Here is a 25,858-nt window from a genome sequence, read left to right as displayed (position 1 = left end):
GCGTAAGGTCGGGTCTATCGAAACCAAAGCCTGATCATGAGGCAGACCGTTTCGGCGGCCTTTCCATCGACGCGATAGCCCCGCGCCGGCAGTTTTGAGGAGATCACCATGTTGAGGAAACTTTCGCTTGCCGCTGTCGCTGCGGTTGCGCTGGGTGCCGCGCTGGCCCCGACCTCGGCCTCCGCGCACTGGCATGGCGGCGGCTGGGGCTGGCACGGCGGTGGCGGCGGCTGGCATGGCGGCGGCTACCGCTGGGGCGGACCGCGCTTCTATGCCGCCCCCGTCTCCTACGGTTATGGCGGCTGCTATGTGCGCCGGCTGGTCCCGACCCCCTGGGGACCCCGCTGGCGGCTGATCAACCGCTGCTACTGAGCCCGACAGCACCTTAATCTCCAGGTACCTTCCCCCCAGGGTACCCTCGAAGCGAAGCCCCGGCGTTCCCCCCTGCGCCGGGGCTTCGTATTTGGGCGGACACGACGAATTCATGCAATCTTGACGAGAATTCCTGACCTCCCCCTGCGAATGGCGAAACCATTTTGGGGGTCAAGGACTTGATACCGTGTCGTTACCTCAGCAACACGGAACCCTGCGATGGCCGGCCTTTCTGCCAATGACAGCGAACAGATCGACCGGCGCACCAGCCGCTCGATTTGCGACGCCGTGGGCGAACGGCTCCAGCAGAGCCTGCGTCCCGAACCCCGGCTCCCGACGCATCTGGAGCAGCTCCTCAACGAGCTGAAGCTGCGCGAGCGCGAATCGCACTAACGCAAAATTGGCCTGCGAAAAATCGGGTTGCGTTCGACGCGCCTTGCGGTGACAAGGCCGCATGCTTGCGATCACCGACCTCTCCATTCGCCTCGCCGGACGCCTTTTGATTGACCAGAGCTCCGTGCAGATCACGCCCGGCTCGCGCGTCGGCATGGTCGGGCGCAATGGCACCGGCAAGTCGACCCTGTTTAAGGTGATCCGCGGCGAGCTCTCGGCCGAGCACGGCACGGTGACCCTGCCGCCGCGCTGGCGCGTCGGCAGCTTGGCGCAGGAGGCGCCGAACGGTCCCGAAAGCCTGATCTCCGTCGTGCTCAAGGCCGATCTGGAGCGTGACGCGCTGCTTCACGAAGCCGAGAGCGCGACCGATCCGCACCGGATCGCCGAGATCCAGACCCGGCTCGTGGACATCGACGCGCATTCGGCGCCGAGCCGCGCCGCCGCAATCCTGTCCGGCCTCGGCTTCTCCGCCGCCGACCAGCTGCGCCCCTGCGCCGAATTCTCCGGCGGCTGGCGCATGCGCGTCGCGCTCGCCGCGACGCTGTTCGCGGCCCCGGACCTGCTGTTGCTCGACGAGCCCACCAACTATCTCGACCTCGAAGGCACGCTATGGCTGGAGGATCATCTTGCGCATTATCCGCGCACGGTGATCGTGATCAGCCATGACCGCGACCTGCTCGAAAGCTCGGTCGACCAGATCCTGCATCTGGAGCGCGGCAAGCTCACGCTCTACAAGGGCACCTATTCCTCCTTCGAGGAGCAACGCGCCATGCGCGAGCTGCTCGATGCCAAGGCCGTCAAGCGCCAGGAAGCCGAACGCGCCCGCCTGCAGGCCTTCGTCGACCGCTTCAAGGCCAAGGCCTCGAAGGCGCGTCAGGCGCAGTCTCGCGTCAAGATGCTGGAGCGGCTGAAGCCGATCACGGCGCTGGTCACCCAGGACGTGCGCGAGATCAGCTTTCCCGCGCCGGAGAAACTCCTGTCGCCGCCGATCATCGCCGCCGACAACGTCGTGGTCGGCTACGATCCGAACACGCCCGTGCTCAACCGCGTCACCCTGCGCGTCGACAATGACGACCGCATCGCGCTCCTTGGTTCCAACGGCAACGGCAAGTCGACGCTGGTGAAGCTGCTCGCGGGCCGCCTTGCGCCGTTCTCGGGCAAGGTGACCCGCGCCGACAAGCTCTCGATTGCCTATTTCGCCCAGCACCAGCTCGATGAATTGAACGAGGATGCCTCGACCTACGACCACGTCCGCAAGCTGATGGGTGAAGCGCCCGAGGCCAAGGTGCGGGCCCGCGCCGGCGCGATCGGCTTCTCCGGCAAGGCGGCCGACACCAAGGTCGGCAAATTGTCGGGCGGCGAGAAGGCGCGGCTGCTCTTGGGCCTTGCGACCTTCTTCGGCCCCAACATGATCATCCTGGACGAGCCGACCAACCATCTCGACATCGACAGCCGCGCCGCGCTCGCCGAAGCCATCAACGAATTTCCCGGCGCCGTGATCATGGTCTCGCACGACCGCTATCTGATCGAGTCCTGCGCCGACCAGCTCTGGATCGTGGCCGACCGCACCGTCACCAATTACGACGGCGACCTCGACGAGTACCGCCGCCTGGTGCTGTCATCGCGCAACGGCGAACCCGCCCCGCGCGAGCGCAACGCGCCTGGCGAAAAGCCGCAGCGCCCGAAGTCCGACAATCGCGGCTCGCTGAAGAAGCGCATCGCGGAGGCCGAGAGCGAAATCGCGCGCGTCACCGACATCATCGCCAAGATCGATACTGCACTGTCGCTCCCCGACATCTTTACGCGCGATCCCAAGCAGGCTGCGCAATTGTCGAAGGCGCGCGCCAATGCCGCCGATGCGCTGGCGCGGGCGGAGGAGCAATGGCTCGAGGCAAGCACGCAGTTCGATGAGGCGGCGGGGTAGCGCTCTCGCTATTCGATCACGCGATCGGCACGCGCAAGCAGCACGGGCGACACATCGAGGCCGAGCGCCTTGGCCGTTTTCAGGTTGACGACCAGCTCGTAGCGGCGGGGCGCCTGGATCGGCAGATCGTGCGGCGAGGCCCCCTTCAGGATGCGATCGATGTAGTCGACGGGCGCGCTGACCAGTTCGTCCCAGACGAACGTGTAGGACATCAGCGCCCCGCCCTCGACGGCGCCCAGCACCGAATTCAGCGCTGGCACACGAAAGCGGGCGCACTGCGCGACGATATGGTCGCGATGCCCGTTGGTGAAGGGTTCTGGGATGACGAGCACGCAGCTGTTCTGCGCACGGCCAAGCACCTCGAGCTGCGCTTCGGTCTCGCCGTCATTGTGCGTCCGCATCTCGACCACCTCGAGCCCGGATGCAGCATCCCTGGCCGCGGCGGCGAGGCCGGGCGCATAGGGCGCCGTATCCGGATTGAACAGGATCGCGACGCGGGCAAGCTTCGGATCAAGCTCGCGCAACAGCTCCATCCACTTGCCGCCGATCGCGAAATCCCAGGTGACGAAGCCGGTGACATTGCCGCCGGGATGGCCGAGGCTGTCGGCAAGCTTGAAACCAACTGGATCGATCACCTGGGTGAAAACGATCGGAATCGTCGTGGTCTGCTGCCGCAGCGCCAGCGTCGCCGGCAGGCCTTGGGCATAGATGACCTCCGGTGCCAGCGCGACGAGCTCCGCGGCGGCGGCGCGCGTGTTGGCAAGATCGGACAACGCGCCGCCGAAGCGGTAGTCGATGTGGACATTGCCGTCCTCGATCCAGCCGGCCTTGCCCATGGCGTCGCGGAACGGCTTGAGGAAGGCCTTTGCTACCGGCACGTCGATGTTTGCCGCGAGGCCAACGAGCAGGCCGACACGGCGCACCTGCCTGGGCTGCTGCCCGCGCACGCCGGACGGCGCGGCGACAGCAACGGTCAATCCGGCAATGAATTCGCGCCGCCTCATACCTTGCCCCCAGCGACTGAAATGCCATCAGTGTAACTGTCGAGGCGCTGTGTTTGATAGTGGCTGTGTTTCAGACCGTAAGATCTCCGGATCGGCGGACTTTGCAGCGGCAGGTCGCACGCGGTGCGGCTCGTGCTACAAGGGAGCGACCGGCCTTTTCGGCACGAAGATATTTGGATAGCGAATTTTCAACGGAGAGCGCGGAGCTGAAGCGCCGATTACAGTGACGCGCCGCCCTTAAGTCGCCGACTTCTTCTTCGGCTTCGGCTTGGTTGCCTTCGGCATCACAGGCGCTTCCGGCGTACCCTCGATCGAGGACAGGCGGCCTGAAGTGAAGGTGTAGATGCCGGCGCGCGGACCGGTGGTCCAGGTGACGACGGCGACGCGGCGGCCGGCGGCATCACCGGAGAGATTGACGTTGGAGGGCGCGCCGATGCCGCGCACCACGTCGCATTCGGTGTGGCCGAGCGCGACCGTGCCGCCCATCGGGGCCGCTGCGGTCGTCGAGGCATTGGCATCAGCCGGCCCGGGGGGCGGCGCCATGCCGGGACAGGCGCCGTCGGCGCTGACGAGGTCCTCGGCGCCCACCGGCCTGTCGGGGGTCAGCGGCGGAGACTCAATCGAGATGTTCTTGATGAACAGGCGGCTGGGCGTGTTGAACCATTGGGCGTCCTTGGACAGCAGATCGGTCCCGCCCGAGCAGCCCGCAACCAGCGGTGCTACGGCAGCCAACGCAATTATGAGCGAGCTGGGAAGCTTTTGATGTCGCACGATAAACTAAATTCCCCGCGTGAAGGATCGACCCTAAGCGTTTGTCCCAACATCACTTTGCGGCACGAAGGTGGCCAAAGCCAGCATTGCCCCGAAAGTGCAAATTATCATTAATTGCGTTCGACCGTTAATTCCGCTTCTGCCACCGGCCCCGTTCGTCGGCCTGCCAATAGGTGACATCAAATCCCCGCGCCTTGCAATCCGTCCAGGCACTGCGGGCCAAATCGAGCGCGTCCGGATCGTCGCCGTTGAACAGCAGCACCATGCGCTCATAGCCCTGCGCGTCCTGCGGCAATGCGGCACTGTCGATCAGAAATCGGACATTGGCGCCGTTGGGATTGCCCTCCTCGATCGCCAGCACGATCGGCTGATCGGCGGCATCGTTCACCCGCCATGTTGCGTGCGGCAGGAAGGAATCGTCGCGATAGGTCCATAGATGCGCGTCGAGCGCATCGGCGCGCTCCTCGGACGTCGACTGCACCACGACGCGCCAGCCGCGCTCGAGCGATTTCTCGAGAAGCGGAGGCAACACGTTCTCCACCGTCATGTTTTGCAGATGGTAGAACAGCACCTCGGTCATTTGCGCTCGTAGTGATCTACCACCAGACGATCCAGGAGCCGGACGCCGTAGCCGCTTCCCCAGCTCTGGTTGATGTCGGTCTTCGGCGCGCCCATGGCGGTGCCGGCGATGTCGAGATGCGCCCAGGGCGTGCCGTCGACGAAGCGCTGCAGGAACTGCGCCGCCGTGATCGAGCCGCCGTGACGGCCGCCGCTGTTCTTCATGTCGGCGAACTGGGAATCGATCAGCTTGTCGTATTCGGGGCCGAGCGGCATGCGCCAGACCTTCTCACCGCTCTCGATGCCGGCCGCGAGCAGCCGGTCGGCGAGCTCGTCATTGTTGGAGAACATGCCGGCGTGCTCGGTGCCGAGCGCGACCATGATCGCACCAGTCAAGGTCGCCAGATCCACCATGAATTTCGGCTTGGTCTTTTTCGCGACGTACCAGAGCACGTCGGCCAGCACGAGGCGGCCTTCGGCGTCGGTGTTGATGATCTCGATGGTCTGGCCCGACATCGAGGTGACGATGTCGCCCGGCCGCTGCGCATTGCCGTCGGGCATGTTCTCGACGAGGCCGATGGCGCCGACCACATTGGCCTTCGCTTTACGCGCCGCCAGCGCGTGCATCAGGCCGACGACGCAGGCCGCGCCGCCCATGTCGCCCTTCATGTCCTCCATGCTGCCGGCCGGCTTGATCGAAATGCCGCCGGTGTCGAAGCAGACGCCCTTGCCGACGAAGGCGACCGGCGCCTCGCCCTTCTTGCCGCCATCCCAGCGCATGATCACGGTGCGGCTCGGCCGCGACGAGCCCTGGCCGACACCGAGCAGCGCGCCCATCCCGAGCTTGTCCATCGCCTTGACGTCGAGCACCTCGACCTTGACACCGAGCTTGCGCAGCTGACTGGCGCGGCGTGCGAACTCCTCGGGGAACAGCACGTTCGGCGGCTCGTTGACGAGGTCGCGCGCGATGATCACGCCGTCAACGACCGCGCCAGCTGCGGCAAGCGCCTTTTTCGCCGCGGCGGCATCGCCGACCGCAAGCGAGACGTCGGCACGCAAGCCGCCCTCCTCGCCGTCCTTCTTCTTGGTCTTGTAGCGGTCGAACTTGTAGGTGCGTAAGCGCAGGCCCGAGGCAATCGCCACCGCCTGCTCGCTCGTCATCGCGCCACCCGGCAGTTCCGCCACGATGGTCATGGTGGCGGCGCTGCCAGAGAGCTTGCTTGCCGCCACGCCGCCGAATTTGAGGAAATCGTTCGCTTTCAGGCTGGCGGCCTTGCCGGCACCGATCACGACCAGGCGGGGGGCCTTCAGCCCCTCCGGTGCCAGGATGTCGAGGGCCGCACCGCTTTTACCTTTGAAGCCGGCGGCGGAGGCCGCCCGCTTCACGAGGTCAGCGGCGGCGCCGAGCGCCTTGGCCGTCGCCGGGCCCAGCTTCAAACCGTCGTCGCAGAACACGACCACGATGCCACGGGCGGCTGATGACAGCGGGACGAAGCCGACCTTGATGGCATCGGACATGGATAACTCCTCAAAAACATGGGGCTTTTTACCGTTCGGCGACCCCGGCCACGGGCCAGAGCTGAACGGCGATTCACCGGACTTTCGTCACTATGGGCCACCGGCCCGGCAGATGCCAAGCACCGCGCGTGGCCGCCGGGCCACAATGAGGGAAATATTAACCATATAGTGAGGGTGCCACGGGGCAGCCATTTTGTTGACGGATCAAAGGGATGGTAGTGAGAAAGTAAACCGGCGGACAAGATGGCTGCGCGACCCTGGGGATCCCTTTTGGGATGGGTCGGACAGCCGGAAATTCCCGGGACTGCATTGGGGCTTTGGTGGGGATTCGTGCGGTAGCGCATGGGGTCGATCGATAGGTATATCTTCCGCACGACGCTGGCGTCGTTTGCGCTGGTCCTGGTCAGCCTCACCGGCGTGATCTGGATTACGCAGGCGTTGCGCGGCATCGACCTGATGACGAGCCAGGGTCAGACCATCCTGACCTTCCTCGGCATCACCAGCCTCGTGGTGCCGGCGCTCGTCCTGATCATCTCGCCGATCGCGCTGATGATCGCGATCTCGCACACGCTGAACAAGCTCGCGACCGATTCCGAGATCATCGTGATGAATGCCGCCGGCTTCTCGCCGTTCCGGCTGTTCTATCCGTTCTTCTACGCCACCTGCGTGGTGGCGCTGCTGGTCGCCTTCATCGCGGCCTATCTCGCCCCCGACGGCATGCGGCGGATCAAGCAATGGGACGCCGAGATCACCGCCGACGTCCTCACCAACATCCTGCAGCCCGGCCGCTTCGCCCAGCTCGACAAGAACCTGACGATCCGCATTCGCGAGCGCCAGCCCGGCGGGATCCTCGCCGGCATCTTCATCGACGACCGCCGCGATCCCAACGAGCGCGTCTCGATCGTCGCCGAGCACGGCGAGGTCGTGAAGAACGAGACCGGATCGTTCCTGGTGCTGGAGACCGGCAATCTCCAGCGCTTCGAGGCCGGCAAGCGCGATCCCGCGCTGGTGGCGTTCGGCCGCTACGGCTTCGACATGTCGAAATTCTCCAACCAGGGCCGCGACGTCACCCTCGGCATCCGCGAGCGCTATCTCTGGGAGCTGTTCTCCCCGTCGGAGGACGATCCGGTCTACAAGCAGATTCCCGGGCAGTTCCGCTCGGCCCTGCACGACAGCCTGCTCGCGCCGATCTATCCGTTCGCCTTTGCCGTGCTGACCTTCGCCTTCCTCGGCGCGCCGCGCACGACCCGCCAGAGCCGCAACTTCTCGATCGGCGGCTCGGTGATCGCCGTGTTCGGTCTGCGCATGGCGGGATTTGCCTGCTCGGTGATGGCGGTGAAGTCGCCTGGCCCGGTGCTGTTCCAATACGCGATGGTCTTTGGCGCCATCGGCGTCGGGATGTGGATGATCATCGGCGGCATCGTGGTCGAGCCGCCGCCCCGCCTCATGGAGGCCATCAACAGGTCGAACGCGCGGATTGCGCGGCTGTTCGGACGGCCGGCCGCCGCATGAGCATGCTCACCAACACACTCGGGCGCTATTTCGCCGGCCGCTTCGTGATCGCGGCGCTCGGCGTGTTCGCGAGCATTTTCCTGCTGCTGGTGCTGGTCGATTACATCGAGATGGTGCGCAAGACCTCCGGCCTTGCGTCGGCCTCCGCGATCATGGTGGCGGAGACCTCGCTGTTCCGGGTGCCGCAGCTGCTGGAGAAGCTGACGCCGTTCTGCATGCTGATCGGCGCCATGACCTGCTACCTCGCCCTCTCCCGCCGGCTCGAGCTCGTGGTCGCGCGCGCCGCCGGCATCTCGGCCTGGCAGTTCATCTCACCGGCGCTCGGCAGCGCGCTGCTGATCGGCGTCATCGCCACCGTCGCCTACAATCCGATGTCGGCGAATCTGCGCGAGCTCTCCAAGCGCATGGAAGCCGAGCTGTTCGGCTCGGCGCCGGGCGGCGGCATCCAGGACGCCTCCGGCTTCTGGCTCAACCAGGTCACCAATGACGGCCAGGTCATCATCAACGCCGCCCGCAGCGAGCAGCAGGGCGTTCGGCTGACCGGACTGACCTTGTTCCGATTCGACGCAGATTGGCACTTCAAGGAGCGGATCGAGGCGCGCGAGGCAACGCTCGAGTCCGGCCGCTGGCTGTTCAAGTCGGTCCGCCGCTTCTCGCTGGACTCCCCGCCGGTCGATCAGGCCACGCTGGAGATTCCGACCTCGCTGACCGAGGCCCAGGTTCGCAACAGCTTTTCCACCCCCGAGACTGTGTCCTTTTGGCAACTACCGAGCTACATCCGCTCGTCCGAAAGCTCGGGCTTCGCGACAGCCGGCTATCGACTCCAGTATCACAAGCTGTTGGCACAGCCGTTTTTGCTGGCCGCCATGGTGATGCTCGCGGCCTCCGTGTCGTTGCGTTTCTTCCGGATGGGCGGCGTGCAAAAGATGGTTTTGAGTGGCGTGGGCGCAGGCTTTCTGCTCTACGTTTTGTCGAAAGTGACTGAAGACTTGAGCAAGGCTGAGTTGATGCATCCGATCGCTGCGGCGTGGTTGCCCGTGGTGGTGGGCGGCCTCACCGGCTTTTTGGCCTTGTTGTATCAGGAGGACGGTTAGTGACTGCCGTCCATCGAGGGCTCGTGTCTCGTTTGACGCGGCGCACCGTGGTGCGCGCGAACGGGTGCGGCTTGTCCATGCGCCGGCTGCTGCTGGCTGTCGCCGCCGTGGCATCGCTCGGTGGGCTGATGGACGTAAGCCTCGTGGCCCCCGCCTCCGCCCAGGGCTTCACCTACAATCCGCTGCCGCCGCGTCCGAAGCCGCCGAAGGCCGCCAACGACAACCAGATGCTGGTTCAGGCGACCGAGGTCGACTACGACTACAACAATTCGCGCGTCTCCGCGGTCGGTAACGTTCAGCTGTTCTACAACGGCACCAGCGTCGAGGCCGACCGGGTCATCTACGACCAGAAGACCAAGCGGCTTCATGCCGAAGGCAACATCCGCATGACGGATGCCGACGGCAAGATCACCTATGCCGAGATCATGGATCTGAGCGACGACTACCGCGACGGTTTCGTCGATTCGCTGCGCGTGGACACCGCCGACCAGACCCGCATGGCCGCGAGCCGCGCCGACCGCTCCAGCGGCAACTACACGGTGTTCGAGAACGGCGTCTACACGGCCTGCGCGCCGTGTAAGGACGATCCGAAGAAGCCGCCGCTCTGGCAGGTCAAGGGTGCCCGCATCATCCACGACCAGCAGGAGAAGATGCTGTATTTCGAGACGGCGCAGCTCGAGTTCTTCGGCGTGCCGCTCGCCTACATGCCCTATTTCTCGACGCCCGATCCGACCGTGAAGCGCAAGACCGGCTTCCTGATGCCGGGCTTCACCTCCTACACCCCGTTCGGCTACGGCGTCGAAGTCCCGTTCTACTGGGCGATCGCGCCCGACATGGACATGACCTTCAGCCCGCGCTTCACGTCCAAGCAGGGCGTGCTGTTCCAGGCCGAGTTCCGCCAGCGCCTGATGGACGGCGCCTATCAGATCCGCCTCTACGGCATCGACCAGCTCGACCAGAGCCAGTTCGCGGGCCTGCCGGGCGACCGCCAGTTCCGCGGCGGCGTCGAGACCAAGGGCCAGTTCGCGCTGAACGACAAATGGGTCTGGGGCTGGGACGGCGTCCTGCTCTCCGACTATTATTTCATGTCGGACTACCGCCTGTCGGCCTACCGCGATCCGCTCGGCTCGTTCCTGAGCCTGCCGACCGACGCGATCTCGCAGCTCTACCTGACCGGCGTCGGCAATCGCAGCTTCTTCGACGCACGCACGATGTACTGGCTGAGCTTCTCGGGCAACCAGCAACAGGTCCCGGTCGTCTATCCCGTGATCGACTACTCCAACGTGATCAATTATCCGATCTTCGGCGGCGAGGTCTCCTACAAGACCAATTTCGTCAACCTGACCCGCAACGACGCAGCCTTCGATTCGGTCACGACGCTCGCCAACACCAACAGCCTGTGCACGACGACGTCGGCCGATCCGCTGGCGCGGACGCCGTCGCAGTGCCTGCTGCGCGGCGTTCCCGGCACCTACACGCGCCTGACGGCGGAAGCGCAGTGGCGCAAGTCCTACACCGATCCGTTCGGCGAGATCTGGACGCCGTTCGCGATCCTGCGCGCCGACGCGATCAACGCCGACATCTCCAACCAGCCGGGCGTGTCGAACTACCTGCCCGTCGGCGACACCCAGGCGTTCCGCCTGATGCCGACCGTCGGTCTCGAATACCGCTATCCCTTCATCAACGTTCAGCCCTGGGGCTCGACCACCATCGAGCCGATCGCGCAGGTCATCATCCGGCCGAACGAGACCTATGCCGGCAAGCTTCCGAACGAGGACGCCCAGAGCATGGTGTTCGACACCTCGAACCTGTTCAGCGTCGACAAGTTCTCCGGCTACGACCGCGTCGAGGGCGGCGGCCGCGCCAATGTCGGCGTGCAGGCCACCACCCAGTTCGACAGGGGCGGCGCGGTCAAGGTGCTGTTCGGCCAGTCCTACCAGCTGTTCGGCATGAATTCCTATGCGGTGCAGGACACCGTCAATACCGGCATTGATTCCGGTCTCGACAAGCCGCGGTCCGATTACGTGGCGAGCGCCAGCTACTCGCCCAACAGCACCTATACGTTCAGCGTCCGCTCCCGCATGGACGAGCAGACCTGGAACGTGCAGCGCTTCGAGGCGGAAGGCCGCGCCAACTTCAATCGCTGGTCGATCAGCATGATGTACGGCAATTACGCGGCCCAGCCGGAACTCGGCTATCTGACGCACCGCGAGGGCATCCTGACGTCGGGCTCGCTGAAGGTCGCGGCCAACTGGGTGGTGACGGGCTCGGCGCGCTGGGACCTCGAGGCCAACAAGATCAACCAGTATGTGCTCGGCGCCGGCTATGTCGACGATTGCTTCGTGCTGGCGGCGAACTATGTAACTTCGTATAGCTACTCCGCGGGCTCGACGCCGCCCGTGCTGAGCCACGCGTTCATGTTCCAGATCGGCCTGCGCACGCTGGCGACCTCGACCGGAAGCAGCAGTTCCGCCGGCCTTCAGTGATCCATTTGAAGTGACGGCCGGGCGCTCCCGATCGCGAGCTCACCCCGGCTGACATGCGAGCGACAATCATGACGACCTCTCTGCCCGCCTTCCGCCTCCTCCTCGCCATCAGTGCCGGACTGGTCCTGACCGGCCTGCCCGCGCCGGCGCGCGCGCAGAACATCGTCGTCATGGTCAACGGCGATCCGATCACCGATTTCGACATCGACCAGCGCTCCAAGCTCGACCTGCTGACGACGCAGAAGACCCCGAGCCGACAGGATGTCATCAACGAGCTGATCGACGACAAGATCAAGATGAAGGAAGGCAAGAAGTACGGTGTCGACCCCGGCGTCTCCGACATCAACCAGTCCTACGAAGGCATGGCGCAGCGCATGCGCATCTCGCCGGACCAGCTCACCAAGTCGCTCGAGGTCAAGGGCGTCCGCCCCGAGACGCTGAAGGGCAGGATGAAGGCCGAGATGGTCTGGACCAGCCTCGTGCGCGGTCGCTACAAGGAGAAGCTGATGATCGGCGAGCGCGACGTCGCGCAAGCCGTGCAGGCCCAGACCGGCGACAAGCTCCAGATCGAGGGCACCGAATACAAGATGCAGCCGATCGTGCTGATCGTGCCGCGCGGCTCGTCCCAGGCCTTCCTGGAAACGCGGCACAAGGAGGCCGAGACCTATCGCTCGCGCGTCGGAAGCTGCGAGGAAGCCAATTCGCTGTTCCGCTCGACCCCGAACGCCACCATCCGCGAGACCGTCACCAAGACCACCGCGGACCTGCCCGAGGCGCTGCGCAAGGTGCTCGACGACACGCCGATCGGCCATCTGACCGCGCCTGAAGTGACCAAGGCGGGCATCGAGATGGTGGTGCTGTGCTCACGCAAGCCGACCATGATCGACACGCCGAAGAAGCGCGAGGTCCGCGAGAAGATGTATCAGGAGAAGTACGAGAAGACCCAGAAGACCTATCTCGAAGAGCTCCGCAAGGCGGCGATGATCGAATATCGCAACCGCTGATGGCCCAATCTTCCGTCGAGCTTCGTGCAAAGCCCCTCGCCCTGACCCTGGGAGAGCCCGCCGGCATCGGCCCCGACATCACCATTGCAGCCTGGCTCCGGCGCCGTGAGCTGAACCTGCCCGCCTTCTATCTGCTCGGCGACGAGGCGGCCATCACGCGCCGCGCCAGAGCGCTCGGCGCCGATGTCAGGACCGCCGTTGTGAGCCCCGGCGAGGCCGCAGCCGCCTTCACCGAGGCCCTGCCCGTGGTCCCAACCGGCGAGCGCGCGACGGCCGAGCCAGGCAGGCCCGATGAGGCAAGCGCGCCGGCCGCACTCGCCTCGATCCGCCAGGCGGTTGCTGATGTCCGCGCAGGCCGCGCCAGTGCCGTCGTCACCAACCCGATCGCCAAGAGCGTGCTCTACCGCGCAGGCTTCCGCCATCCCGGCCATACCGAATTCCTCGCCGAGCTTGCGGCCGTGAACGGCCGCGTGCCGCAGCCGGTGATGATGCTGTGGTCGCCACGGCTCGCCGTGGTCCCCGTGACCATCCACGTCTCCTTGCGCGATGCGCTGTCTGAGCTCAGCAGCGAACTGATCGTCTCGACCGTGCGCATCGTCGCCAGCGAGCTGAAATCCCGCTTCGGCATCGCGCGGCCGCGCATCGCGATCTCCGGCCTCAATCCGCACGCCGGCGAGGACGGCTCGCTCGGCCATGAGGAGCAGACGGTGATTGCGCCGGCGCTCAAGACGCTGCGCAACGACGGCATCGAGGCCAGGGGCCCGCTGCCCGCCGACACCATGTTCCACGAAGCCGCGCGCAACACCTATGACTGCGCGGTCTGCATGTATCACGACCAGGCGCTGATCCCGATCAAGACGGTGGCCTTCGACGACGCCGTCAACGTCACGCTCGGCCTGCCCTTCATCCGCACCTCGCCCGATCACGGCACCGCCTTCGACATCGCCGGCGCCGGCAAAGCCAATCCGGCCAGCCTGATCGCCGCGCTGAAGCTCGCCAGCCGCATGGCGGCTGCAACAAGCTGATGAGCGCGATCGACGACCTCCCGCCGCTGCGCGAGGTCATTCGCCGGCACGATCTGTCGGCGCGCAAATCGCTCGGCCAGAATTTTCTGCTCGACCTCAACCTCACCGCGCGGATCGCGCGCGCGGCGGCGCCGCTCGAAGACGCCACCATCGTCGAGATCGGCCCCGGCCCAGGCGGGCTGACGCGCGCGCTGCTTGCGCTCGGCGCCAAACGCGTCATCGCCATCGAGCATGACGCGCGCGCGATCCCGGCGCTGGAGGATATTTCCGCGCGCTATCCTGACAGGCTCGAGATCGTGCATGGCGATGCCATGACCTTCGATCCTGGCCCGCTGCTCGCGGGCGAACGCGCAAAGATCGTCGCCAACCTGCCCTACAACATCGCGACCCCGCTGCTGATCGGCTGGCTCACCACCGAGCCCTGGCCGCCCTGGTACGACATGATGGTGCTGATGTTCCAGCGCGAGGTCGGCGAGCGCATCGTCGCGTGCGAGGACGAGGAGGCCTACGGCCGTCTCGGCGTGCTCGCCAATTGGCGCTGCGAGACCAAGATCCTGTTCGACATTGCCCCGTCCGCCTTCGTGCCACCACCGAAGGTCACCTCCTCCGTCGTGCGCCTGATCCCGCGCGCAGAGCCGCTTGCCTGCGATCGCAAACTGCTCGAGCAGGTCGCGGCCGCCGCCTTCGGCCAGCGCCGCAAGATGCTGCGACAGAGCCTGAAATCACTGGGTGTTGATCCCGCGCGGCTTGCGCAGGCAGCCGGCGTCGATGCGACGCGGCGCGCGGAGACCATTCCAATCTCGGGCTTTGTTGCCATGGCCCGTGAATTGGCTGATATACGCAACGAGTCTCAAGCATGATCCGGAAAAGTGTGGAGCGGTTTTCCGAACAAGATCATGCTCAAACAATGAGCTAAAGCGCGAGCGCTTTAGCGTAAATTTCGGAGGAAGGAATATGGCGTTGATGCGTCGGCAGTCCCTGGTCAAGTTCGATGCGCCCTTGTGCGAGACCATCGTCGACACGCCAAAGCCGCAGGGACGCGAGGTGCTGGTCCGCATCGAGCGCTGCGGCCTCTGCCATTCCGACCTGCACATCCAGGACGGCTATGCCGATCTCGGCGGCGGCAAGAAGCTCGACACCACGCGCGGCATGACGCTGCCCTTCACGCTCGGCCACGAGATCGCGGGCGTCGTCGACGAAGTCGGGCCTGACGTACCGGCCGGCCTCGTCGGCGCGAAGAAGGCGGTGTTTCCATGGATCGGCTGCGGCCAGTGCCGCGACTGCGCCAACGGCGACGAGAATCTCTGCGCGAAGCAGCGCTTCCTCGGCGTCTCCATCGACGGCGGTTTTGCAACTCACGTGCTGGTGCCCGACGCAAAATATCTGCTCGATTACGATCCCCTGCCCGTCAACCAGGCGGCGACGCTGATGTGCTCCGGCGTCACCGCCTATGGCGCGCTCAAGCGCCTGGTCGACCGTCCGCGCCAGCGCAATCTGCTGCTGATCGGCCTCGGCGGCGTCGGCATGATGGGCCTGTCGTTCGCGCAGGCCATGTTCAAGCAGCCGATCACCGTCGCCGATCTCTCGCCCGCCGCGCGCGACACCGCGCTGAAGAGCGGCGCCGCCAATGCCTACGATCCGTCCGAGCCCGATGTGATCAAGCGCATCCTGAAGGAAACCGAAGGCGGCTTCGACGAGATCGTCGATTTCGCCGGCAACGAGAAGTCGATGGCGTTTGCGGTCGCGGTTGCCGCGCGCGGCGGCAAGATCGTGGTCTCCGGCCTGATGGGCGGCCAGTTCACGCTGCCGATGGTGCAATGGGTCTACAAGCGCATGACCATCGAGGGCTTCATGGTCGGCACGCTTGCGGAAGGCCAGGAGCTGATGGCGCTCGCCCGCGCCGGCAAGATCAAGCCGACGCCGATGCGGGAAGAGCCGATGGGCGATGTCCAGAAATGGATCGACGAATTGCGCGCCGGCAAGGTGGTCGGTCGCATCGTGCTGAAGAACTGAGTTTTCCTGCGGCGGCGAGACGCGGCTCGCCGCCGCGCTTTCTCTGGCGCAATTAACTCAGAATTGACGCAAGCCGTGGTTCCACGTAGGGGAACCCGCGATCGGCGGACTATAGTCCTCGCGAGCCCCCTCATTGGAATCCTGGTGCGATCATGCAGACCATTCGCCGCTTTCTGGCCGACGAATCCGGCGCCACTGCGATCGAGTACGGTCTGATCGCCGCCGGCATCGCGCTTGCGATCATCGCCGTGGTCAACAATCTCGGCACGACGTTGAAGACGAAGTTCGGCTCGATCAGCTCCTCACTGAAGTAACGCGACGCCCGTTCGTTCGAGGCACTCGCCCCCGCACGGAACGTCGGCGGGAGCGACGCGTTGGCAGCCTATGTCCATTCGCTGCACCGTCGAAAGCGCGTTCTTCATCGCCTGGAGCTTCCTGGAGCAAAGCGGCGAGCTCGGGCCTCCGGAGGCGACTTCCAACTTTCTCCTCGACGCCATCGAAGCGCAGCTCAGGCGTGGGGAACGCCGGCAGCTGATGCTCGCCAACAAGGCGATCGACGCCTGGCGCGCACACGCGGCGAAAAGCAGGCCGTCACAGCAAGCCCGCATCGGATGATGGACGGTGCCGATGCCCTCGGACCCGCCGGCCCGGCGGCGTTCGAGCAAGTATGGGCCGGCGGTCGTCGGGCAGAGCGCACGGGGTACGGCGCTTCTGCGGGTCGGGACGTTACGCCGGTCCGCAGGCCGCTTGTGTTCACTCCTGAACAGAGCTCGCGACGTTAGCCGTCTCCATGCGGCCTGTCGCCTCCGCGCATTCCGAAATTCCGCAAACCCGCCGCCGATTTTTCAACGCCCGAAAATTCCTTGTGTGCACTTTGGAACCGTCGGTTCCGCTGCGGAAACGTAGGGTTCTCGCTGGTGCCGATTCCCGGCCGAGACCAAGCAACAAGAGAAAACAATGTGACCGGCCGGCCCCAGAACGAGCTGCTCCGACAGCTCAGCCCTCACGATTTCGAGCTGCTCGCGCCACACCTCCAGCCGGTCGACCTCGCGGCGAACCACATCCTGCATCACGCCGGCGACGCGGTGACGGCGGTGCATTTTCCCTGCGGGCGCGCGCTGGTGTCGTTCGCCGTGCCGGTCGAGGACGACCGCGAGGTCGAGAGCCTGCTGGTGGGCCGCGAGGGTGCGGTAGGGATTGCCGCCGGCCGCAGCTCCTCGCTCGCCTATTCGCGCGTGGTCGTGAAGCTCGGCGGTACGCTTCTCCGGCTGCCGCTGCGCGCGCTCGAGCAGGCGCAGCAGAGGTCGGCCACGCTCCGGGAGGTCTTGTCGCGCTATGCCGACTGCCAGTTCGCGCAGCTGCTCCAGACCGCGGCCTGCAACGCCGCCCATTCGATCGAGCAGCGCGCCGCCAAGTGGATCATCTCCGTGCACGAGCATATCGGCGAGGCCGAGATCCCGCTCACCCACGAGCAGCTCGCTAGCATGCTCGGCGTCTCCCGCAGCTATGCCAGCCGCGTCATCCAGATGTTCAAGGCAAGGCGCATCTTGGCGACCCGCCGCGGCGCCATCCTGATCCTCGATGCACCCGCGCTCGACGCAAGGGCCTGCGCCTGCAACGAGGCGATCAGGAAGCATTTTGGCGAGGTGCTGGGCGGGACAGCAATGGCCGACGACTGACCTTGCTGCACCAAACGCCGCGCATTGCGCGGAACGTTTCCCTGCACGCCGCATTGCCCGACATGCCGCGGTACTTCTTTCACTTCGAGGGGCAACAGCCCCACACCGACACGACCGGCGAGACGCTTGCGAGCGACGAGGCCGCCTGGCGCGAAGCGGTGCGACTCTCCCGCGACGTCGAGCACGCGCTCCGTCCCGGCGACAGCTGGACGCTCGGCGTATACGACGGCAACGAACCGGTGTTCGTGCTGGCGATGGTGACGCGGCGGTTCAGGTGAGGCTTTCGATCACGTCGGACCCGATATTGGAACATCGCGCGCCTCGTGCGCGTTTATCTCGTGTCAACGAGCGGGGGATCGAAACAGGAGACACGAGCGTGGCCCATCTCGGCAAGTGGTACGATCCGATCTCCGAGCGCTGGATCGCGCCGCGCGAACCCCGCCTCAAAGCAGCCTCCTCCCATGCCACCGAAAACCACGTCCTCGAGCTTGAGCGGACAATCGAGGTCCAGCGCATCTGGCGTGCATTGGTCGATTGCTGCGCCCGCGATTGATGGTCTCACGCGCGACGGCGGAGGAACCCGCAGCCCGGCGCGCCGTTAGTACTTGCATGAACAATCCCGCATCACCCGCAAGGCCGGTCGCAACCGCGATACGCTATCTGTCGATCGTCGTCGGCTGCGCCTGCCTGCTGCTCGCCGCAATCTGCGTCGCCATCGCGTGCCAGGTCTTCATTCAGACCGGCGTATTCGCGCAATCGTACGCGATGGTGGGACTGATCAATGGCGTGCTGGGGCTTCTGGCGCTGACGCTGGCGCGGGTGTGGAAGTAGGCCGTAGTAATCGGTACATCACTTATCTGGTGCGCTGGCTCTTCCGCGGAGCAATTCATTTCGGCCGGACGATCGACTTAATCTCCACCCAGCCGAAGGTCCCATGCCCCCTGATGGTCCCTTTGATCTCGCACCGATCTCCCAATTTGCACACGTTCAAGAGACGGCTCCTGTCCTTGTCATCGACATCGGCATCACACCACGTCAGCATGTTCTGGTCCGGTGTCAGCTTCAGGAAGCCCTGCTCTTCAGCCAGGACACCGCGGCAAGTGAACCGATTGTCCTTGGGCCAGACAAGTCTCGGGTCAAGTTTGTTTGTCGCTGCCGACGCTGCGCCGGTGCTGAGACAGGTCACGACCAATCCGCTCACGGCAAGCATTGCGATCCGGTTCATCGGTATTCCCCTTTCACGCAAGCCGCTTCAGCGGGTGCTGCCGTGGGTGAAGAAAACGAAACCTTCGCTTTGAGCCACGCAAGGCGATGGAGTTCGCAAGAGCTCAACCGATCCTACTTCCATCCGGCACGCAGGCGCAAAATCTATCGGGCCACACATCGTGCGGAGAAATAGATTCCGGGTTCGCGTGCCCTCCCGACCCGTCGGGCAAAACACCTCGTCAATCCCTCCCCGCAAAAATATTCCACTTTCCCGAATTTCGGATTTATGGCATAAACCCATCACCTCGGCCCTGCCAAAGGGGCGCTCGCGATCGTCACGGGATGCGGGCCGGGGTGCGGTGGACGCGGCAGCGCCGGCGCGGAACGTGTGATGACAGGGCGGGCAACCGTGAGTCTCACGCGACGCGGTACGACACGGCGCGGTTACAGCGGGCTCGTCGATTGTCGGGGGTGAGCACACGCGAGCCCCTGGCACGTTGGCGGGACCGTCCGCGGACGGAGAAGTCGTGTGGTCCTGACGCCCGGGGTCTGTGCGTCAAGGCTCGCGGTGATGTGGCGGCCCGACCGGGCACGTGCATCAACCATCTGCGAGACGACGGGGGCAATAGTGCATCGCTCCCCGGGGAGAGCACGAAGGACACCGTTAAAACCATCCGCGCAGGGAAGGCCGGGCGACCGGCATCACCTGTGGTCCACCCCGTGTGCACTCTTGTGGCGCACGGACTCGGGTGCCGCCGGCGCCCGGCCTTCCCTGCGCCCTTTGGCTTCCATCGGGCGGCGAACGACAGCAAGGCTCGGGCGAAATGCGCCGCGGGAATGCTTAGGTGTGTCTGCAAGGCGCATCGCAGTTCTGGGGACAATTTGGTGCAACATACTCCGTCATTGCGAGCGCAGCGAAGCAATCCAGGATCTTTCCGCAGAAGCAGTCTGGATTGCTTCGCTGCGCTCGCAATGACGACGGGACGAGAGCCTGCCATTGGACAATCGGCCGCGCCGAGGGACTTCCGCAGGGACATCACGCCGCTTTTCGCCCGCGCGCCTAGCTGGTAGATTGGCGTCATTGCTTTGCAGACGTTTGGCTTTGGGGATTTTCATGCACGCGAGATTTTTCAATCGCGCCCTGGTGCTGGCGACGCTGGTCACGGCCGCGCTCGCCGCCGTGACGCAGCCGGCATCGGCCGAGAAGCGCATCGCGCTCGTGGTCGGCAACTCCGCCTACAAGAACATCACACCGCTCGACAATCCGTCCAAGGACGCCAGCCTGATGGCGGAGACGCTCGGCGTGCTCGGCTTTACGCTGGTCGGCGGCAAAGCTCAGCTCGATCTCGACAAGGGCGCGATGGACATCGCGGTGCAAAGTTTTGGCCGGCAGGTGCAGGGCGCCGACGTCGCGCTGTTCTATTATGCCGGCCACGGCGTGCAGGTCGCCGGCTCCAACTATCTCGTGCCTGTCGGCGCCAATCCGACGCGCGAGGCCGACGTCGATTTCCAGATGACCGACGTCAATCTGGTGCTGCGGCAGATGCAGGGCTCCGGCACGCGGCTCAACCTCGTCATCCTCGATGCCTGCCGCAACAATCCGTTCGGCTCGCGCGGCCTGCGCTCCTCCGACGGCGGCCTTGCGCAGATGCGCGCGCCCGAGGGCACGCTGATCTCCTACGCGACACAGCCCGGCAATGTCGCGCAGGACGGCAGCGACGGCCACAGCCCCTACACCAAGGCACTTGCCGCGACGGTCCGGACCGCGGGCCTCGACGTGTTCCAGACCTTCAACCAGGTCGGCCTTGCCGTGAAGCGTGCCACCTCGGGCGCGCAGCAGCCCTGGGTGTCGTCCTCGCCGATCGACGGCACCTTCTATTTCGTAGCCCCGACGCAAGCCGCGCCGCCGCAGGTCGCGGCGATGCAGCCCGATCCGCTTCCGGCGGATCGGCTGCGCGCCGATCCCGATCGCGTCCCCTTGCGCGATGCCGCATTGCTCAGCGAACTCAACGAGCGGCTCTACGAACTCAATTTCGATCCTGACACGCCTGACGGACTCACCCGCGCGATCACAAAACTCCAGCAGCGGATTGCCATGGCGCCGAACGGAGAGCCGACCGAAGGCCTGCTGCTGCGGATGCGCAAGATGGAGGATCTCAAGCCGTGGGGCTCGATCGTCTACGGGCCCGATAGCAGCAAATGGGGCATCTCGTGGAACCACGCCTCGCGGCGCGCGGCGGTGGCGGATGCGCGCGGCAATTGCGCCGGCGCCAAATGTCCGATCGAGCTGTCATTCTATGGCAAGAGCTGCGGCGCGTTCGCGATCTCAGACAAGTCCTGGTCGCTGGTCCAGCGCGAAGGCGTGCAGCGTGCCAAGGACGCCGCGCTTGACGAATGCGGCAAGGCTGGCAAAGCTTGCCGCATTATCGGGTCCGTCTGTGCCGACGGCTCCGGCCGCTGATAGTTTTTCATTTTGGATCGTTTGCTCATGCTCAAAATTATCGCCCGCACGTTCGCCCTCGCCTCCCTCCTCATCGCCGCCCTCGCCTCATTGCCCGCCTTATCGCCCGCGCTGGCGCAGTCCGGCAGCGCCGGCGGCTCGATCGGCAATGACGAGAAATCGCTATCGGGCTCACGCTCCGACCGCTCGGCCGAACCTGCAGCCCCCGCGCGCCGGAGCAAGCCGGCGGCCGAGGAGCGTTCCTCACCGCCGCGGCGCAGCGGCGGTGGAGGTGGCGGCGGCGGCGGCTTCGACGGCGCCTGGGTGGTGGTCAGCGTCGGCTGCGGCGGCTCGACCTCGGGCGCGGTCGTGGTGAGCTCGGGCCGGGTGATCGGCGAAGGCGTCAGCGGCAGCGTCAGCGCGAACGGCGCGGTTCAGACCTCCGGCGCGGGCAATGGCACGACCTTCACCGGTGCCGGCCGCCTCTCGGGCCGCAGCGGTTCCGGAACCTGGCGCCGCTCCGATGGCTGCGGCGGAACCTGGACCTCGACCAAGCAATAGCCGTCGAAAAAGCCTGATTTCGCAGCGGAACGAACGGCCCGCAGGCCCAATTCAAGCCACATCCTCTCCGGATTTGCGGCTCATTGCCACCCAAGTCTTTGATGACAAAGGGCCGGTAAAGAGTTGCGTCATGCGTAACCGGGAGACCAGGATGGGCAACCGCACCGCAAAGTTCATATCCGCGCTCGTCGGCAGCATCATTGCCGGCATACCGCTGGCCGCCGTGTCGCAGACCACGCCGCCCGCCGCGAGCACGGCCAGTGCCGCTGCCGACTGCCTCGCCTCGCCGAAGGGCTCCGCGCCACAGGGCCAGCATTGGTTCTATCGCCTCGATCGCACGACCAAGCGGCAGTGCTGGTATCTGCGCGCCGAAGGCGGCAAGGCCACGCAGAGCGCGCAGGCGACAGCCGACACACCAAACACGGATTCAGCCGCATCGTCATCGGTGCAGAATGCGCGCGCCGAATACGTCGCGCCGCAGACCGGCGCCGCGCCGAATGTGCCGGCCGCAGCAAGTGCGCCGCCGGCCCCGCAGCAGCCATCGAGTACCGTCCCCGAAAGCAACGCGGAACAGCCCGCTATCGCCGCACGTTGGCCTGATGCCTCCGCGACGGCCGCTGCGCCCGCGCCTGCCCCTGTCGCAGCAGCCGCCAAGCCGGCGAAGCCCGCAGCTCCGGTGGCCCTCGCCGCGGCCGAAATTCCTGCCGACAAGCCGACCGGCTCACTCCAGATGCTGCTGCTCGTGATCGGCGGCGCGCTGGCGCTCGCCGGCATCCTCGCCAGCGTCGTCTACCGCTTCGCCGGAGGCCGCGTTCGCGTCCAGGCCAGCGACCACCGCCGCGTGAACTGGGACGATTGGGAGCCGCAGGACCTCGACGACAGCCGCGCGCCCTGGCTCGCTGCGACGCCGGTGGACGTGCAGCAGCCGCGCCCGGTGGACTTCGACGCCGAACGTCCGCAAGCCGCACGTCCGCGAGCCCGGCAACTCGCCGCATTCGCCGACGAGATCGGCCGGATCGCGGCACAAACCCGCTCCACGCACAACGAGGTCGCTGCCGATCTCGACGAGGCCGACATATTCAACGGAGAGTTCGAGATCGAGACATCAGCGCCTCAGCTCGTGGCGAACGAGGCCAACGACGCCGGCGATGAAAAGGATGAAGAGGCCACGAGCCGCGATGAGGACGCCGTCGACATCGACGTCATCACCGCGATGCTGGAACGGATGGCGCAGGAAGGGCCGCGGCTGTCGCAGCCTGAGCTTAACCCTGGAGCTGTCCTTGTAGACCTCGCACGAAGCCCACGAGGCCAATCCGCCGCTCGCGCTTGAGGCGCTCGGCCTTCAGGATCGACTGCACCTCGGCGAAGGCCTCGTCGACGTCGTGGTTGATCACGATGTAGTCGTACTCGGCCCAGTGGCTCATCTCGTGGCTGGCACGGCTCATGCGGTTGCGGATCACCTCGTCGGAATCCTGCGCGCGCGAATGCAGCCGCCTCTCGAGATCGGCTGCCGACGGCGGCAGGATGAAGACTCGAACCACGTCGACGCTGGCTTTCTGGTGCAGTTGCTGTGTGCCCTGCCAGTCGATGTCGAACAGCACGTCCTGCCCGGCCGACAGTGCCGCCTCCACCGGCGCACGCGGCGTCCCGTAGAGATTGTCAAACACGGTGGCCCATTCGAGCAGTTCGCCCTGCTCCACCATCGTCTCAAACCTGCGCTTGTCGACGAAGAAATAGTCGCGCCCCTCGACCTCTCCCGGCCGCATCTGACGCGTGGTCGCCGACACTGACATCTTCAGACCGGGCTCCCGCTCGAGCAACAGACGCGACAGCGTCGTCTTGCCCGCGCCGGAGGGCGAGGATAGCACGAACATCAATCCGCGCCGCTCGACACCGTCAGTACCGTGACCGCCAGTCGTCATCGATCACTCCAGATTCTGGACCTGCTCGCGGAATTGCTCGACCACGTTCTTCATGGCCAGCCCCGTGTTGGTCAGCTCGATATCGTTCGACTTCGAGCAGCAGGTGTTGACCTCGCGGTGAAACTCCTGTGCCAGGAAGTCGAGCTTGCGCCCGATCGGGCCGCCCTTGCCGATCAGCTCGCGCGCCTGCGCGATGTGCGAGGCGATACGGTCGAGCTCCTCGCGGATGTCGGCCCTGGTGGCGATCAGGATCGCCTCCTGCATCAGGCGGTCGGAATCGAAACGGTCGGAGGTGTCGAGCAGCGTTGCGATCTGCTCGGCGAGCCTGGCCTTGATCGCCTCGGGCTTGCGGCCGGGTGCAGCTTCGGCCTTCTTCGCCAACTGCTCGACCTCGTCCACCCGCTGGGTCAGGATCTGGGCGAGCGAGGTCCCCTCGCGCTTGCGCATCGCGACGAGCTCGTCGAGCGCCTTGTCGAAGGCTTCGGCCACAGCGGCACGCGCCGCCTTGTCCTCCTCCTCGTCGCCCTCGGGCTCGGCGACCTCAATGACACCTTTGATGGCCAGGAGCCCGTCGACGCTGGGCGCTACCGCATCGACCTTGCCGGCGATCACGGCGGCGGCCTTCAGGACGGCGTTGAGCACGTCCTCGTTGACGCGGACGGAGGCTACGGCATTGGCACGCTTGACGGTGAGATTGGCGTAGACGGTGCCGCGCGAGAGCAGCTCGCCGGCGCGCTTCTTGGCATAGGCCTCGAGCTCGTCAAACCCCTGCGGCAGCCGCACCCTGAGGTCAAAACCCTTGGCGTTGACCGACTTCAATTCCCATTCGAACGTGTACGGCCCGCTAGCGCCGTGGCTTCGGGCAAAGCCGGTCATGGACGACAGCGCCATCAGATCAAATTCTCCAGAAACACAGGATTCGCGAGGCCATCGGGCCGCGCGAATCTTAAGACTATTTTGCAGGAAAGTGGAATCCGCAAAGTCCCGCAAGCAGGTCTGCGCACCGCTTAGCGCTGGATCACCGGCGGCGTGGGCTGTACTGCGCCCTGTCGCGCCGGCGCCGGATTGGCCGGGCGAGCAGCTGGCGGCTTCTTCTGCTGGTTCGGCTTGGGCGTGGTCGCGGTCGGCGTGTCGGCGGCACCGGGCGCGCTGGCCGCCGGCGGCGGCGCGTCCTCGGCCGGCTCGACCGTGTCGTTCTGGATCTGCTTTTCCATGGCGCGCAGCTTGGCGACGTTCTTCTGGTGCGCGTCGTAGGTCTCGGTGAAGGCATGCCCGCCAGTGCCGTCGGCGACGAAATAGAGGTCGCGGGTGCGGGCCGGGTTGGCGGCGGCCTCGAGCGAGGCGCGGCCGGGGTTGGAGATCGGGCCCGGCGGCAGACCTTCGATCACATAGGTGTTGTAGGGCGAAGGCTGCGTGATCTCGCTGCGCTTGATCGGGCGGCCGAGCGTGCCCTTGCCGCCGACGAGACCGTAGATGATGGTCGGATCGGACTGCAGCTTGATCCTCTGCTTCAGGCGGTTGACGAACACAGCGGCGACGCGGCTGCGCTCGTCAGGCTTGCCGGTCTCCTTCTCGACGATCGAGGCCAGCGTCACCAGCTGCTCCGCAGTCTTGACCGGAATGTCCTGGCTGCGCCGCTCCCAGATCTCGGCCAGCACGCGCTTGTGCGCCTGCTGCATGCGCTGGACGACCTGGTCGCGCGGCGTGCCGCGCGGGAACTTGTAGGTCTCGGGCAACAGCGTGCCTTCGCGCGGCAATTCGCGCACGCTGCCGGTGAAGATGTCGTTGTCGGTGAGCCGCGCCACGATCTGCTCGGAGGTCAGGCCTTCCGGTATCGTGACAGAATGCTGCACCACCTTGCCCTCGACGATGGTGCCGATGACGTCGCGCAAGGAGGCGTTCTTCTGGAACGCATATTCACCCGGCTTGAGGTCCGAGCTCGCCTTCAGCGCAGCGACGCTGGCGATGAACACCCATGGATTGACGTCGGTGACGCCCTCCTTATTCAGCGTCTCGGCGATGTCACGCTTGCCGGCACGCTGCGGGATGTTGACGATCTTGTCTTCCTTCAGCGGCCCCGGCGCCTCGAGCACCTGCCGGCCGTAGTAATAGACGCCGCCCGCACCGATCATGGAGATCAAGAGGAGTGTGATGATGGCGTTGCCGACGATCACGAAGGGGTTGCGTGCCCGCTCCGATCGCTTCGGCGGCGGCGGAACCTGCTCGGGCTCGAGCGCTGCCCGCGGACTCCGGGGCGAAATGGGCGGCCTTTCACTCATCGATGCAACCTGAATCCTGCCGGTTCAATCGCGGCCTGACAATCGTTTGCCCTGCCAAATGCACGCGCCCACTTCTATGACTATCGCCGAATACGGC

Annotated in this window: 27 protein-coding genes; 19 read left to right on the top strand and 8 right to left on the bottom strand. The window is 65.6% G+C overall.

Going from position 1 to position 25,858, the window contains the following annotated elements:
* The first annotated feature begins 108 nt into the window (after nucleotides 1–108).
* From AC1RR3_RS32875 to AC1RR3_RS32865, 3 genes are all read left to right on the top strand, one after another.
* Nucleotides 109–372, top strand: coding sequence for a sulfur globule protein precursor (locus AC1RR3_RS32875; protein WP_492828493.1), 264 nt, complete (start codon nucleotides 109–111; stop codon nucleotides 370–372).
* Between the two features lie 219 nt (nucleotides 373–591).
* On the top strand, nucleotides 592–765 hold the full coding sequence (locus AC1RR3_RS32870; RefSeq protein ID WP_492828491.1) for a hypothetical protein: 174 nt from the start codon (nucleotides 592–594) through the stop codon (nucleotides 763–765).
* A 61-nt stretch (nucleotides 766–826) separates the two neighbouring features.
* Nucleotides 827–2,689 (top strand): ABC-F family ATP-binding cassette domain-containing protein, encoded by a 1,863-nt coding sequence (locus tag AC1RR3_RS32865; RefSeq protein WP_492828489.1) that lies wholly within the window; start codon nucleotides 827–829, stop codon nucleotides 2,687–2,689.
* An 8-nt stretch (nucleotides 2,690–2,697) separates the two neighbouring features.
* Here the strand turns inward: AC1RR3_RS32865 and AC1RR3_RS32860 are convergent, their stop codons facing one another.
* The 4 genes from AC1RR3_RS32860 to AC1RR3_RS32845 all read right to left on the bottom strand — a co-directional run bounded on the left by AC1RR3_RS32860 (nucleotide 2,698) and on the right by AC1RR3_RS32845 (nucleotide 6,540).
* Nucleotides 2,698–3,693, bottom strand: a complete 996-nt coding sequence (locus AC1RR3_RS32860) for an ABC transporter substrate-binding protein (protein ID WP_492828487.1) — start codon at nucleotides 3,691–3,693, stop codon at nucleotides 2,698–2,700.
* Between the two features lie 237 nt (nucleotides 3,694–3,930).
* Nucleotides 3,931–4,425, bottom strand: a complete 495-nt coding sequence (locus AC1RR3_RS32855; RefSeq protein ID WP_492828485.1) for a hypothetical protein — start codon at nucleotides 4,423–4,425, stop codon at nucleotides 3,931–3,933.
* 166 nt (nucleotides 4,426–4,591) lie between these two features.
* Nucleotides 4,592–5,044, bottom strand: coding sequence for a DNA polymerase III subunit chi (locus tag AC1RR3_RS32850; protein ID WP_492828483.1), 453 nt, complete (start codon nucleotides 5,042–5,044; stop codon nucleotides 4,592–4,594).
* Complete coding sequence (locus tag AC1RR3_RS32845; RefSeq protein ID WP_492828481.1) at nucleotides 5,041–6,540, bottom strand: leucyl aminopeptidase; 1,500 nt, start codon at nucleotides 6,538–6,540, stop codon at nucleotides 5,041–5,043. The genes AC1RR3_RS32850 and AC1RR3_RS32845 overlap by 4 nt, the downstream gene beginning before the upstream one ends.
* A 342-nt stretch (nucleotides 6,541–6,882) precedes the next feature.
* On the opposite strand from AC1RR3_RS32845, the gene lptF reads away from it, so the two are divergent.
* From lptF to AC1RR3_RS32780, 13 genes are all read left to right on the top strand, one after another.
* Nucleotides 6,883–8,052, top strand: a complete 1,170-nt coding sequence (gene lptF / locus AC1RR3_RS32840) for an LPS export ABC transporter permease LptF (protein ID WP_492828479.1) — start codon at nucleotides 6,883–6,885, stop codon at nucleotides 8,050–8,052.
* Nucleotides 8,049–9,146, top strand: a complete 1,098-nt coding sequence (gene lptG, locus AC1RR3_RS32835) for an LPS export ABC transporter permease LptG (RefSeq protein WP_492828477.1) — start codon at nucleotides 8,049–8,051, stop codon at nucleotides 9,144–9,146. The genes lptF and lptG overlap by 4 nt, the downstream gene beginning before the upstream one ends.
* Nucleotides 9,146–11,632, top strand: coding sequence for an LPS-assembly protein LptD (locus tag AC1RR3_RS32830; RefSeq protein WP_492828475.1), 2,487 nt, complete (start codon nucleotides 9,146–9,148; stop codon nucleotides 11,630–11,632). The genes lptG and AC1RR3_RS32830 overlap by 1 nt, the downstream gene beginning before the upstream one ends.
* Before the next feature lie 68 nt (nucleotides 11,633–11,700).
* Nucleotides 11,701–12,636, top strand: coding sequence for a peptidylprolyl isomerase family protein (locus AC1RR3_RS32825; RefSeq protein WP_492828473.1), 936 nt, complete (start codon nucleotides 11,701–11,703; stop codon nucleotides 12,634–12,636).
* Nucleotides 12,636–13,661: a 4-hydroxythreonine-4-phosphate dehydrogenase PdxA gene (gene pdxA, locus AC1RR3_RS32820; RefSeq protein WP_492828471.1), complete on the top strand. Its 1,026-nt coding sequence runs from the start codon at nucleotides 12,636–12,638 to the stop codon at nucleotides 13,659–13,661. The genes AC1RR3_RS32825 and pdxA overlap by 1 nt, the downstream gene beginning before the upstream one ends.
* Nucleotides 13,661–14,521 carry a 16S rRNA (adenine(1518)-N(6)/adenine(1519)-N(6))-dimethyltransferase RsmA gene (gene rsmA / locus AC1RR3_RS32815; protein ID WP_492828469.1) on the top strand — a complete coding sequence of 287 codons (861 nt, stop codon included), beginning with the start codon at nucleotides 13,661–13,663 and terminating at the stop codon, nucleotides 14,519–14,521. Before pdxA ends, rsmA begins: the two co-directional genes overlap by 1 nt.
* A 94-nt stretch (nucleotides 14,522–14,615) precedes the next feature.
* Nucleotides 14,616–15,674 carry an alcohol dehydrogenase gene (locus tag AC1RR3_RS32810; protein ID WP_492828467.1) on the top strand — a complete coding sequence of 353 codons (1,059 nt, stop codon included), beginning with the start codon at nucleotides 14,616–14,618 and terminating at the stop codon, nucleotides 15,672–15,674.
* A 152-nt stretch (nucleotides 15,675–15,826) separates the two neighbouring features.
* Nucleotides 15,827–15,988: a Flp family type IVb pilin gene (locus AC1RR3_RS32805; RefSeq protein WP_492828465.1), complete on the top strand. Its 162-nt coding sequence runs from the start codon at nucleotides 15,827–15,829 to the stop codon at nucleotides 15,986–15,988.
* A 70-nt stretch (nucleotides 15,989–16,058) separates the two neighbouring features.
* Nucleotides 16,059–16,289, top strand: coding sequence for a hypothetical protein (locus AC1RR3_RS32800; RefSeq protein WP_492828463.1), 231 nt, complete (start codon nucleotides 16,059–16,061; stop codon nucleotides 16,287–16,289).
* A 344-nt stretch (nucleotides 16,290–16,633) separates the two neighbouring features.
* Nucleotides 16,634–17,353 carry a Crp/Fnr family transcriptional regulator gene (locus AC1RR3_RS32795; protein WP_492828461.1) on the top strand — a complete coding sequence of 240 codons (720 nt, stop codon included), beginning with the start codon at nucleotides 16,634–16,636 and terminating at the stop codon, nucleotides 17,351–17,353.
* Nucleotides 17,354–17,415: 62 nt separating this feature from the next.
* On the top strand, nucleotides 17,416–17,631 hold the full coding sequence (locus tag AC1RR3_RS32790; protein WP_492828459.1) for a DUF6894 family protein: 216 nt from the start codon (nucleotides 17,416–17,418) through the stop codon (nucleotides 17,629–17,631).
* Nucleotides 17,632–17,729: 98 nt separating this feature from the next.
* Nucleotides 17,730–17,906, top strand: coding sequence for a hypothetical protein (locus tag AC1RR3_RS32785; RefSeq protein WP_492828457.1), 177 nt, complete (start codon nucleotides 17,730–17,732; stop codon nucleotides 17,904–17,906).
* Nucleotides 17,907–17,962: 56 nt separating this feature from the next.
* Complete coding sequence (locus AC1RR3_RS32780) at nucleotides 17,963–18,184, top strand: hypothetical protein (protein ID WP_492828455.1); 222 nt, start codon at nucleotides 17,963–17,965, stop codon at nucleotides 18,182–18,184.
* A 55-nt stretch (nucleotides 18,185–18,239) separates the two neighbouring features.
* Here AC1RR3_RS32780 and AC1RR3_RS32775 read toward each other — a convergent pair whose 3' ends face one another.
* Nucleotides 18,240–18,578: a hypothetical protein gene (locus tag AC1RR3_RS32775; RefSeq protein ID WP_492828453.1), complete on the bottom strand. Its 339-nt coding sequence runs from the start codon at nucleotides 18,576–18,578 to the stop codon at nucleotides 18,240–18,242.
* A gap of 1,095 nt (nucleotides 18,579–19,673) precedes the next feature.
* On the opposite strand from AC1RR3_RS32775, the gene AC1RR3_RS32770 reads away from it, so the two are divergent.
* The 3 genes from AC1RR3_RS32770 (at nucleotide 19,674) to AC1RR3_RS32760 (ending at nucleotide 22,890) form a co-directional block, all read left to right on the top strand.
* A complete protein-coding gene (locus AC1RR3_RS32770; protein ID WP_492828451.1) occupies nucleotides 19,674–21,020 on the top strand; it encodes a caspase family protein in 1,347 nt (448 codons plus the stop codon).
* Between the two features lie 27 nt (nucleotides 21,021–21,047).
* A complete protein-coding gene (locus tag AC1RR3_RS32765) occupies nucleotides 21,048–21,560 on the top strand; it encodes a hypothetical protein (RefSeq protein ID WP_492828449.1) in 513 nt (170 codons plus the stop codon).
* Nucleotides 21,561–21,711: 151 nt separating this feature from the next.
* Complete coding sequence (locus tag AC1RR3_RS32760) at nucleotides 21,712–22,890, top strand: hypothetical protein (protein ID WP_492828447.1); 1,179 nt, start codon at nucleotides 21,712–21,714, stop codon at nucleotides 22,888–22,890.
* Here AC1RR3_RS32760 and gmk read toward each other — a convergent pair.
* The 3 genes from gmk to mltG form a co-directional block, all read right to left on the bottom strand.
* Nucleotides 22,823–23,482, bottom strand: a complete 660-nt coding sequence (gene gmk, locus AC1RR3_RS32755; protein WP_492828445.1) for a guanylate kinase — start codon at nucleotides 23,480–23,482, stop codon at nucleotides 22,823–22,825. The genes AC1RR3_RS32760 and gmk overlap by 68 nt on opposite strands.
* A 3-nt stretch (nucleotides 23,483–23,485) precedes the next feature.
* A complete protein-coding gene (locus AC1RR3_RS32750) occupies nucleotides 23,486–24,373 on the bottom strand; it encodes a YicC/YloC family endoribonuclease (RefSeq protein ID WP_492828443.1) in 888 nt (295 codons plus the stop codon).
* A gap of 116 nt (nucleotides 24,374–24,489) precedes the next feature.
* The gene (gene mltG, locus AC1RR3_RS32745; RefSeq protein ID WP_492828441.1) at nucleotides 24,490–25,761 is read right to left on the bottom strand and encodes an endolytic transglycosylase MltG; all 1,272 of its coding nucleotides are present in this window, start codon (nucleotides 25,759–25,761) and stop codon (nucleotides 24,490–24,492) included.
* Nucleotides 25,762–25,858 lie beyond the last annotated feature (97 nt).

Source organism: Bradyrhizobium sp. GW821-FHT13H05, from assembly GCF_058804065.1.
The sequence above is the reverse complement of the archived record's forward strand: the minus strand, read 5'-3'. Positions and strand labels throughout refer to the sequence as shown.

Coding starts and splice junctions, on each gene's coding strand:
- AC1RR3_RS32850 (WP_492828483.1), bottom strand. CDS start 5,044: ATGACCGAGGTGCTGTTCTACCATCTGCAAAACATGACGGTGGAGAAC.
- AC1RR3_RS32860 (WP_492828487.1), bottom strand. CDS start 3,693: ATGAGGCGGCGCGAATTCATTGCCGGATTGACCGTTGCTGTCGCCGCG.
- lptG (WP_492828477.1), top strand. CDS start 8,049: ATGAGCATGCTCACCAACACACTCGGGCGCTATTTCGCCGGCCGCTTC.
- lptF (WP_492828479.1), top strand. CDS start 6,883: ATGGGGTCGATCGATAGGTATATCTTCCGCACGACGCTGGCGTCGTTT.
- gmk (WP_492828445.1), bottom strand. CDS start 23,482: ATGACGACTGGCGGTCACGGTACTGACGGTGTCGAGCGGCGCGGATTG.
- AC1RR3_RS32805 (WP_492828465.1), top strand. CDS start 15,827: ATGCAGACCATTCGCCGCTTTCTGGCCGACGAATCCGGCGCCACTGCG.
- AC1RR3_RS32770 (WP_492828451.1), top strand. CDS start 19,674: ATGCACGCGAGATTTTTCAATCGCGCCCTGGTGCTGGCGACGCTGGTC.
- AC1RR3_RS32875 (WP_492828493.1), top strand. CDS start 109: ATGTTGAGGAAACTTTCGCTTGCCGCTGTCGCTGCGGTTGCGCTGGGT.
- AC1RR3_RS32845 (WP_492828481.1), bottom strand. CDS start 6,540: ATGTCCGATGCCATCAAGGTCGGCTTCGTCCCGCTGTCATCAGCCGCC.
- AC1RR3_RS32800 (WP_492828463.1), top strand. CDS start 16,059: ATGTCCATTCGCTGCACCGTCGAAAGCGCGTTCTTCATCGCCTGGAGC.
- mltG (WP_492828441.1), bottom strand. CDS start 25,761: ATGAGTGAAAGGCCGCCCATTTCGCCCCGGAGTCCGCGGGCAGCGCTC.
- AC1RR3_RS32825 (WP_492828473.1), top strand. CDS start 11,701: ATGACGACCTCTCTGCCCGCCTTCCGCCTCCTCCTCGCCATCAGTGCC.
- AC1RR3_RS32765 (WP_492828449.1), top strand. CDS start 21,048: ATGCTCAAAATTATCGCCCGCACGTTCGCCCTCGCCTCCCTCCTCATC.
- AC1RR3_RS32810 (WP_492828467.1), top strand. CDS start 14,616: ATGGCGTTGATGCGTCGGCAGTCCCTGGTCAAGTTCGATGCGCCCTTG.
- rsmA (WP_492828469.1), top strand. CDS start 13,661: ATGAGCGCGATCGACGACCTCCCGCCGCTGCGCGAGGTCATTCGCCGG.
- AC1RR3_RS32870 (WP_492828491.1), top strand. CDS start 592: ATGGCCGGCCTTTCTGCCAATGACAGCGAACAGATCGACCGGCGCACC.
- AC1RR3_RS32865 (WP_492828489.1), top strand. CDS start 827: ATGCTTGCGATCACCGACCTCTCCATTCGCCTCGCCGGACGCCTTTTG.
- AC1RR3_RS32760 (WP_492828447.1), top strand. CDS start 21,712: ATGGGCAACCGCACCGCAAAGTTCATATCCGCGCTCGTCGGCAGCATC.
- AC1RR3_RS32780 (WP_492828455.1), top strand. CDS start 17,963: ATGAACAATCCCGCATCACCCGCAAGGCCGGTCGCAACCGCGATACGC.
- AC1RR3_RS32775 (WP_492828453.1), bottom strand. CDS start 18,578: ATGAACCGGATCGCAATGCTTGCCGTGAGCGGATTGGTCGTGACCTGT.
- AC1RR3_RS32750 (WP_492828443.1), bottom strand. CDS start 24,373: ATGGCGCTGTCGTCCATGACCGGCTTTGCCCGAAGCCACGGCGCTAGC.
- pdxA (WP_492828471.1), top strand. CDS start 12,636: ATGGCCCAATCTTCCGTCGAGCTTCGTGCAAAGCCCCTCGCCCTGACC.
- AC1RR3_RS32790 (WP_492828459.1), top strand. CDS start 17,416: ATGCCGCGGTACTTCTTTCACTTCGAGGGGCAACAGCCCCACACCGAC.